General features: G+C 61.7%; 6 protein-coding genes. All 6 read right to left on the bottom strand.

The window, feature by feature from the left end; translation table 11 throughout:
* Positions 1-55 precede the first annotated feature (55 nt).
* Positions 56-6,004, bottom strand: coding sequence for a Tle-like phospholipase domain-containing protein (locus ACERLL_RS17520; protein WP_373657391.1), 5,949 nt, complete (start codon positions 6,002-6,004; stop codon positions 56-58).
* A gap of 42 nt (positions 6,005-6,046) precedes the next feature.
* A complete protein-coding gene (locus ACERLL_RS17525; protein WP_373657392.1) occupies positions 6,047-6,823 on the bottom strand; it encodes a hypothetical protein in 777 nt (258 codons plus the stop codon).
* Positions 6,816-7,295 (bottom strand): Tle-like phospholipase domain-containing protein, encoded by a 480-nt coding sequence (locus ACERLL_RS17530; protein ID WP_373657393.1) that lies wholly within the window; start codon positions 7,293-7,295, stop codon positions 6,816-6,818. The genes ACERLL_RS17525 and ACERLL_RS17530 overlap by 8 nt, the downstream gene beginning before the upstream one ends.
* A 42-nt stretch (positions 7,296-7,337) precedes the next feature.
* The gene (locus ACERLL_RS17535) at positions 7,338-8,108 is read right to left on the bottom strand and encodes a hypothetical protein (protein ID WP_373657394.1); all 771 of its coding nucleotides are present in this window, start codon (positions 8,106-8,108) and stop codon (positions 7,338-7,340) included.
* A gap of 52 nt (positions 8,109-8,160) precedes the next feature.
* Positions 8,161-8,952 carry a hypothetical protein gene (locus tag ACERLL_RS17540; protein ID WP_373657395.1) on the bottom strand — a complete coding sequence of 264 codons (792 nt, stop codon included), beginning with the start codon at positions 8,950-8,952 and terminating at the stop codon, positions 8,161-8,163.
* A 273-nt stretch (positions 8,953-9,225) separates the two neighbouring features.
* Positions 9,226-9,720, bottom strand: a 495-nt coding sequence (locus ACERLL_RS17545) for an ATP-binding cassette domain-containing protein (protein ID WP_373657396.1), incomplete at its 5' end; no start/stop codon positions are given.

Below are 9,720 nucleotides of genomic sequence, written 5' to 3' on the forward strand. Positions count from 1 at the left end.
GCTGGATGTGGTGTTCACCTTCTTCATCCACTTCGCCCTGATTATCGAGGCCTTATTAAGCGTTAACAGGCCCTAGGAGGTTGTTGGCGTTTCCGTTGCCGCGCAGGGTATCGGCGAAATCCGTTCCGGCGATGCCCTCGATGGAGGCGAAAGTATCACCTGCCACCGGACCCGTGGAGGCAGATGGGCTGGCCAAGTCCAAGATCAGGCCCGCACCGGCACCGGAGTAGTCCACCCGGTCAGTCCCGACACCCCCATCCAGGAGATCGGCCCCTGCACCACCGGTCAGGGTATCGTCGCCTGCGCCTCCATACAGCTCATCGGCCCCGTCGCCGCCCAGCAAGGTGTCCGAACCGGCGCCACCGTAGAGCCTGTCATCTCCGGACAGGTGGTCGGGGAAGGCAAGTATCTCCGGATCCTCGGCCAGCTCCCAGTCCCGTTCAATGCGGTCACGCAGGCGACGGGTCAGACTTCCCTCGCTCCCGCCGAATAGATAATCATCACCGCTGCCGCCCTTGAGGACATCGTCACCGGATTGGCCATCCAGACGATCCGCCCCGGAGCCGCCTTGCAGGTGGTCTTCATTGGCAAGAAGACGGAAACCGAAGTAGCGAGATTCCGAGGGGATATCGTAGCTCTCCGCGTAGGTGACCCGAGCCTTGCCCGCCCAATCAAGCGCTTCCGGCGAGCTGGCTGGGTAATAGCCGGGGGCCGGCTCCATCTCCACGGCGTTGGCGCCACCATAGAGGACATCGGCACCTACTCCGCCCAGGAGCCGATCATCTCGAACCCCGCCGCGGAGGTGGTCGCTCCCGCCCCGGCCTTCAATTTGGTTCGCTCCCAATCCGCCTTCAATGACATTCCCAAGCTCATTCCCGACCCCTTCCAGAGCCTCTTCGCCCTGGAGCTCCAGTATCTCCACCTGCTCTGGGAGGACAAAGCGGGCTGTTCCTTCCTGAAACTCTTTGCGGAAGAGCACCCGGTCTTTGCCAGCACCGGGCCGCTCCTGGATGCTTGGCTGTCCATAAACCCGATAGGTGTCGTTTCCAATCCCTCCGTCCAGCGTAGCCCGACCACTTCCCGAGAGGATGTCGTCCCCGGCAAGACCCCGCAGCACATTTTCTTCCCCATGGGCCTCCATACGATTCGCTTTGGAGTTACCAGTCCCCTCAGTTCCAAGCCCGCTAACCGTCAAGTTCTCCACCTGGGCCGGAAGGACATAAGTGAGGCCGGCTCGAACCGTGTCCGCAGCCCCTCCACCAGCCTCCTCGATCACGCGGTCACCCTGCTGGCCGATGGAATAGGTATCGGATCCCTTCCCCCCGATTAGGGTGTTGGCACCGCTGTTGCCCCAAATTTTATTGTCGAGGTCGTTGCCCGTTGCATTGATATCCCCCGAGCCTTCCAGAGAGAGCTCCTCGACATGCGGGTTAAGCTTGAAAGAGACTGTTGAATGGACTTCATCCCAACCACCCGGTTTAGCGGCGTTCGAGTACTCGGACCCCGGAGGGAGCTCACCTGCTGGCACCTCGTGCACTGAGTCACCAGGGTTATCCACCCAGTAGGTATCATCCCCGCCCTCCCCGGCCATGCGATCGGCACCGGCTCCCCCACGAAGCCTGTTCTCTCCGGGCCCCCCGATAAGGACGTCATTCCCGCCCTTGCCTTCTAAGTAGGCGTAGGAACGATGCTCCACCTTCATCGTGTTGGCTAGACTGTTGCCAATCCCGGTCGTCGCAGTCCAATGATAGGGGACATACTCCCGTAACCTATCGCTGAAGGACCGTTCGGCCCCCTCCCCGGCAAGCACCATGTTTTCCACGTTCTCGGGCAGGGTATAGCCACCCTCCACGGCCTTGACCGTATCCTCACCACCATTCACGGATTCGATGATCGGTTCTGGCTCGCTATAATAGGGATCTTCTGGGGCAATATAGGTATCGTCGCCGGCTCCTCCTTCCAGAACATCGTCACCCCCCTGGCCATAAAGGGTATCGGCGCCATCTCCGCCTTTCAGGGTGTCGTCATAGCCACCTCCAAGCAGCGTATCCCTCCCGGATGCCCCACGGAGAATGTCATCTCCCTCGGGCTGAGAAACCTCAGCGTTTTCTGGATCGACAACCAGGTACTTGAAGGCCCGCTTGGCGGAACCGACGTCTCCGAATTCTACTGAAGTGCTTTCCTCGGTGCCGCTAAGACTGGCCCCCTCGGTAGAGGGGATTTCGATATGGAGCGAATCAGGCTCGGAGGGCTCCTCCAGCCTCCGTTTGAACCAATATACGGAATCTTGGCCACCTTCTAGCCAATCATCTCCGGAACCGCCGTCCACAAGATCACTGCCAGGCCCTCCACGGAGCGTATCACCACCGCCACCTCCAAAGATCCGGTCATCCTGGGTAGTTCCGGTTATTTCATCCTCGCCTTCGTTTCCACCGAGATCGAAACCCTTTGCCAACAGGTCCCGCCGGCTCAAGACCGTCCCATCGCTGAATTCGAAGCGTTGGATGGTTGTGCTAGCTAATGGTGCATTCTGCCGGAAGCCTTTAAGGAACAGGGAGCCAGAGTTTCGGACATTGATCTCCAGCGATCCCAGGCTCAGGAATACCTCATCGGAAGTGATGCCATTGGTGAAGCGAACTGTATTGTTCTTGCCCGAGTCGATAATCGTGTCATCACCTTCGCCATCATAAACGTAGACGTCGGCGCCATCGCCTCCAACAAGCGTATCCGATCCGAGTCCGCCTTCCAGAATGTCGCTACCGCCGAAACCGAACAAGCTGTCATTGTTTCGGCCTCCCTTGAGGTGGTCGGCGCCGTGATAGGCGGCGTCAACGGTTCCGTCACCGAAAAGATTGTCGGCGGCATTACCTCCGGCCAGCGTGTCCGCCCCACCGCCTCCAACCAAATTGTCGGAGCCTGCGCCCCCTTCGATATGGTCTTGTCCATGGTACTGGCCATCGATACTGCTCACATCGCCGAATAACTGATCCCCCTGGGCCCCTCCATAAAGGGTATCCGACCCACCTGACCCCAGCATGTAATCGCCGCCAGCACCGCCTTCAAGATAGTCGGCAGCATGTTCCACATTTGCAGTCTCCGAGCTATCTCCATCCATGATGTCCTGGCCAGCTCCGCCAAGTAGAGTGTCTCCCCCGGCCATGCCGACCATGGTGTCACCACCCTGCCCGCCGATCAGCTGGTCCTCTCCGTCGAAGCGTCCCTCCAAGCCAGCCGCCCCGCCGGTCAATTGGTCGTCCCCGGCACCACCCGATAGCAAATCCGCCCCGCCTGATCCCACCAAGCTGTCGTCTCCCATCTCCCCATGGAGAACATCATCGCCATGTTCGGTCGGATCTGCAGTGGCCGAATCCCCTACCAAAGTATCCATCTCGGAGCCACCAAAAAGGGAGTCACCGGCACCACCGGCAATCAATGTATCGGTCCCGCCGCCGCCATCCAGCCAATCAGCCCCATCGCCGGAGGCGTCGGTATTAGCTGCTCCGCCCATCAGAAGGTCATTGCCGTTTCGCCCATACAGGTAATCGCCGTCTGCGGCTCCAACAAGCTGATCGTCCCCAGCCCCGCCATCCAGGTAGTCGCTACCGTCATAGGCGGCGCTCAGCCCGATAGCACTGCCGGATAATTGGTCGTTGCCGCTTCCACCATGAAGGCGATCGGCGCCGCCATGACCCACCAGCTCATCATTGCCAGCGTTGCCATTAAGGAAGTCGTCGCCATGCTCGGCGGGGTCCACCACACCGGGCCCGTTATCGCCACCGAGTGTGTCGTTTCCCTTTCCGCCACTCAGGGTGTCACCCCCGCCATCCCCCCATAAGGAATCGTCTCCGGCCTCCCCCTGCACAGTATCCCGTCCGCTCCCGGCGTGCGCGGTATCGGCCCCTTTGCCCAGAAAGATCACGTCGTGGCCGAAGGTATCGGGGTTGTAGGAGAAGATCGGGGAGAAGGTCAGGGCGCCTCCGCCCGTGGTCACAGACCAGTCCCGCCCGGCCGGGGAATAGTCGGCATCGGCGTCCACGGCGTCGTCGCCGGCCCCGGCCACGATCACATCGTTACCATCGCCGCCGGTGAGGGCATCCCGCTGGTTACCGCCGACTAGCAGGTCATCGCCGCCGTTGCCAGCCAGGAACTCGCCCCGATGGGTGCCATTGGCCTCCGCGTTCCCCGCCGTGATGGCCTCGCTGAGGCTGGTCTCGGCGCCGCCAAAAATGCGGTCGGCTTGACCCTCGCCAGCAGCCAGGTCAGCCCCAGCCCCGCCTTCGATCAGGTCGCTCCCCGCACCGCCTTCCATCCAGTCACGGCCACTGGCACCCTCGATATGATCTTCTCCGCCCCGCTTGGCGTTGACATCGTCGTCCCCGCCCCCGGGCAGAATGTGGTCATTGCCGGCGCTATCATAGAGAGGGTCCGCTTGGCCGGCGTTCTCCTGAAGAGGACTCCGATAGAGCCGGTTACCCAGGTCGTCATAGCCGTACTGGATACCCGGCTCGCTCGGATCCGTGTCCTTCCAAGCGAAGTCGCCGGTGATGGTCCCACCCCTGCCGGCGTCCTGGGTGGTGTCCGGAAGGGGGTCGTCCTTGATGGTGAGGTCGGAGACCGTCTTGGAGGTGTCGGAGCCCGAGCGGCGCGGGAGGCTTACGGTTAAATCCCCCAGCACTTCATCCAGACTGTCGGCATCCGGCGCGGCTCGAAGGGTTAGGGTCGCCGTTTTGCTCCCCGGAGGCACCTCCAGGTAGTACCCCTCCGGGACCGCCAAGGCCCCGCCACTCCAATCGACGTGGAAATTCGGGCTTACCACCTTGAACTTTTCACCTTGCCCGGTTACCTGGTCCATTCCCGGAATGTCCAGAGCAACCCGCTGAGTGCCACGCTCTAGAGCGTGCTCCAGCTCAACAGTGACGGAAAAGGTGTTTCCGTTCTGGACCTTCTCGTGCCACGAATCGGTTTGGGCGGAAACGGCCGCTATGGTCTGCGTGGCCCGGCGCAGCTTGTCCTGGGCCTTCTCCAGATCGGCGATCTGGGCGTCGGTGGCGTCGGCGTAGGCGTCACTTGCCTCCAAGGTATCGAGCTGGGCGATCAGGTCCTCGGCCTGGGTCTGGGTCAGATCCTTGTCCGGGTTGAAGACGTCGTTGAAGTAGTCCCGCAAGGTCTGGGTGAAAGTGCGCTCGGGGGCGGTGTAGCCTTCGGCGCCGTAGGCCAGGTAGGCATCCACATACTGCTGGAGCAGCACGCCTTCCTGCTCGGCTTGTTGCAGGTGGTCGATGAAGTTACCCATGCGGTGGCGGCTTAGCTGATCCACCCCGGTATACCCGGCCCCCGCGAAGAATGCCGTGGCGGCGGTGGGCCCAATCCCCGCCTCGATGGAGAGACCGAGGAGGTCCGGCCGGCCCTGCTCGGTGATCAGGTCGTGCTTGGTGCCGATGTGCTCGCCGGGGATCGAAGAAATGCTGCTGCCGAGGACCGTGTAGCTGGTCAGGTCCCCGACATTGCCCATGGACAGGTTGTTGGCCTGGAGGAAGGAATCGATCAGGCCGCCGTCGGTGGGCGGGCTGTAGTTGGCCATCCCCGGCCCTTCGAAGGTCACCCCGTCCCAGCCGAAGGTGTCCGCCGCCAGCTGCGCCAGACCGCCGCCCAGGGAGTGGCCGGTGACGGAGATGGTTTGCTTCGCCCCTCCGTACCTGAGATCAATTTGGTGGGCGAATTCCAGCGCATCCACGAACTGCTGGTGCTCGTCCCCGGTTCCGATGTCGACATCCGCCCCGAGGATGTCGTGGAGGGCATCCTGGGTGGGCTCAGTGCCCCGGTAGGCGATGACGACTTCATTTCCCTTCCGGTAGGCCTGGGCAAAGAACCCCGAATCCGGGTTGACCCCGATTAGTCCAGTGTCCACCCACCCTTGGGCCTTCAGCCCCGAGCTCTCCAGGGTGTGCTCACCATCTCCGTAGACCACTTGGCTCAGCTTGGCGTATTCGAGGTTGGATGCCATTTATAGTCCCCTTTTTCCGTTAGGCTCATTTGGAAAGCCAGTTTATTGCTCGATCACGTCTTCCCATTCCTCGGTGGCCGGACTCCGGCTCCGGGCTTTCCACACTGCGTACATTTTTTCCATGAACACCTTAGGAAGGCGGACCTTATGCCGGACCACCTCTTTATTTCGGAATGAAGCGCCACCGGGCCGGAATTCAACAGATGAGGCGATCTTCCAGCGGGTCGTACACGGCATTCCAAAGGAAATATAGTCGACCCCCGGGTACAGAGATTTGTGATAGCTCCTTACCGACAGTCCGGTTACATGCCCCTCAGGGGACCGAAGTATGGCGGTATGACCCGTTTTCGGCAGCCCCACCGCCCGCCGTTGCCATTGCTTGTCTTTTTCCCGTTGGGGTGCCAAATAGTAAGGAGCCTCAGGGGGATACCACCAAATATCCGCTGCCTTATCATTCGCCCAGGGAATATCCGCATCGCTGGGGAGGAACAGATCCAAGATGCAATACCGAATTGACTTGCTAACGTCCTCCCCCTTGTGCGGGAACATGGTCCGCGCCGATGCTCTCTCCACCCGAAACGCCGCCGCATGGGCCCCCTCCAGCTTTCCGCTCACCCACTTCTCCGGCATGCCGAAGCGCTCGGCGAAATCCCGGGTATACACCCAGACGTTGATGTCTTCCTGATAGGCCTGGCCCGCCTTGGGGGTGAAAGTAGTGACGTAGTCGTTACCGGCATTGGCCAAACTCGGGGCCAACAGCAAGCACCCGGCCACCGAAAGGGTTGGGAGGAAACGCTTTTGGGGGAACCTTTTACCCATGGAAGGCCTCCGGCACTGCTCCGGAAACGGGACCGCCACGCCCCCACTCCGGCGCCTCGAAGGTCACCCCGTCCCAGCCGAAGGTGTCCGCCGCCAGCTGCTCCAGGCCGCCGCCCAGGGGGTGGCCGGTGACGGAGATATCGATATCCGGGTCATCGCCATACTGGTTGTCGATCTGGTTTGCGAATTCCAGCGCATCCACGAACTGCTGGTGCTCGTCCCCGGTTCCGATGTCGACATCCGCCCCGAGGATGTCGTGGAGGGCATCCTGGGCGGGCTCAGTGCCCCGGTAGGCGATGACGACTTCATTTCCCTTCCGGTAGGCCTGGGCAAAGAACCCCGAATCCGGGTTGACCCCGATTAGTCCAGTGTCCACCCACCCTTGGGCCTTCAGCCCCGAGCTCTCCAGGGTGTGCTCACCATCTCCGTAGACCACTTGGCTCAGCTTGGCGTATTCGAGGTTGGATGCCATTTATAGTCCCCTTTTTCCGTTAGGCTCATTTGGAAAGCCAGTTTACTGCTCGATCACGTCTTCCCATTCCTCGGTGGCCGGACTCCGGCTCCGGGCTTTCCACACTGCGTACATTTTTTCCATGAACACCTTAGGAAGGCGGACCTTATGCCGGACCACCTCTTTATTTCGGAATGAAGCGCCACCGGGCCGGAATTCAACAGATGAGGCGATCTTCCAGCGGGTCGTACACGGCATTCCAAAGGATAGGTAATCTACTTCCGAGTAGAGATGTTTGTGGTATTTCCTCATCGAAAGCCCCGTAATATGTCCTTCCGGTGAGCGGAGTATGGCGGTGTGGCCAGTTTTTGGCAGTCCCACCGGCCGTCGTTGCCACTGCTTGTCTTTTTCCCGTTGGGGCATCAAATAGGTGGGCGCGGCGGGGGTATACCACCACATATCCGCATGCTTTTCGTTGGCCCAGGGAATATCCGCTGCCGTTGGAAGGAATAGGTCCAAGACACACCGCCGCACCGGTTTGCTAACGTCCTTCCCCTTGTGCGGGAACATCAGCCGGGCCGAGGAGGTCTCCACCCGGAACGCCGCCGCGTGGGCCCCTTCCAGCCCCCGGCTCACCCATTGCTCCGGCATGCCGAAGCGCTCGGCGAACCCCGCCGTATACACCCAGACGTTGATGTCCTCCTGGTAGGCCTGCTGCGCCTTCGGGGTGAAGGTGGTGGCGTAGTCGTCGCCGGCCTCGACCCCCTTCCCTCCAATCAGCCCGGTCGCCAGAACGGCCAGGACAGCCGCGAAGCGTCTACTAAAAGACCTCATTGAGCGCTCCCTTTTCCGCCAGCGTTTCGGCGCTGCTTTCGGACAGCCTTGCTCAAGCCCCGGCGACCTCGAACTGCGGTTTATCCCAGGCCATTCCCCCGTTGACCTCCCTGGCAGCAGCATTGATGAAAACCAGCTGGGCGACCACGGCCGCCGGGCCGGCAAGGATGGCCAAGAACGGCACGTAGGAGGCGACCCACAGTCCCCCGGTCCAGTAGCCTAGGGGAAGCAGCCGGGGATGGACCGTCGCGCCCTGCTCCCTCTGGAAGGCTTGGTACCGCCGCACCCAGCCCGGCAAGGCCACGAATTGCCAGGCCAGGTTGACCAGCGGGATCGCCATCAGGGCGGTAACGAAGCCGGGTGTATAAGGGCGGTGCTGAAGGGGAAGGTGCAGCCAAAGGCGATACACGAAGACCAGCAGGACGGCGGTTGCCGCGGCATGCAGTGCCAGCATTCCCAGGAAGATTGCCATTAGCCCGAACCAACCCGAGAGAAAGAGCCCGCTGCCCACCAACCCGACCACGGCAAGCAGATAGGCCAGCGCGTAAGGAAGAACGTAGCGGTACCTCCCCATAGAGCCCTCGGCCACCTCGCCCTCCCCCGGCTCACGATGAGGCAGGCGGAGAGCGATCAAAGCCCCCGCAAGGATCGAGCCCGGACCGAACAGGGAAAGCCAGAACGCCGGCAGCAGCGGTCCGGCGGTGGTGTAGTTGGCGCTGCTCGCATCCACGGGAAAGGCCACATAACGAGCCAGTATGCCTCCTGCAAGGGGCAACAAGAGCGCCAGCAAACTGAGCCCCACCGCGATGCGGGCCACCCGGAGCACAAAGATGACCAGCGCCAACAGATAGGCAGGTATCCCCAACCAAGCCAATCCGACGGGGTTTTGGATAAGGAGCAATAGACCACCTAGTGTGGCCACATGAATGCCCGTAAACGCCCCATTGCCTCCGTCGGCTTCCATAGCCCCGGGCTGGGTCAAGGCCCACCCATAGGCCGCCAATCCCCCGAGGGCAATTGCTAACCGATACCAATAAGCCATGCTTTCTGTTTCACCGCTTCCTCGATCCCTCAGCATACTGATCCCCCAAGTCCCCCTGGCCCGTTCACCGTTTCCTTAAAACCCTCCGGTCACGGCCGCCGGATTCGGCCCGACGGCCTGTCGCGGTTGCTCATTGCCGGTCTTGTCCGCGACCTCCGCGCTCCCGCCTCCGTCCAGCCGCACCGTTCGTTCCACCCGCAGCGCCTTGGGCACCGCGTGGGTGATGAACAGGATGGTCACCTTGCCCTTCAGGTCGTTTACGGTCCTCGCGATCTGCTCGGCGGTCTCGGCGTCCAGGTGACTGGTAGCCTCGTCGAAGATCAGGATCTTGGGACGTTTGAGCAGGGCCCGGGCGATGGCCAGGCGCTGGCGCTGGCCGCCGGATAGGCCGGTGCCGTGCTCGCCGAGCTCGGTCTGGTAGCCCTCGGAGAGCGTCTCGATGGTGTCGTGGATGCCGGCCATGCGGGCGGCGGCGATGACCTGCTGGAAGGAAGCGCTCGGGTTGCCGGCGGTCAGGTTTTCGTAGACGGTGCCGGAGAACAGCTCCGTCTCCTGCGGCACCACCCCGAA

It is taken from the genome of Thiohalorhabdus sp. Cl-TMA, assembly GCF_041821045.1.
Lineage (GTDB): Bacteria > Pseudomonadota > Gammaproteobacteria > Thiohalorhabdales > Thiohalorhabdaceae > Thiohalorhabdus > Thiohalorhabdus methylotropha.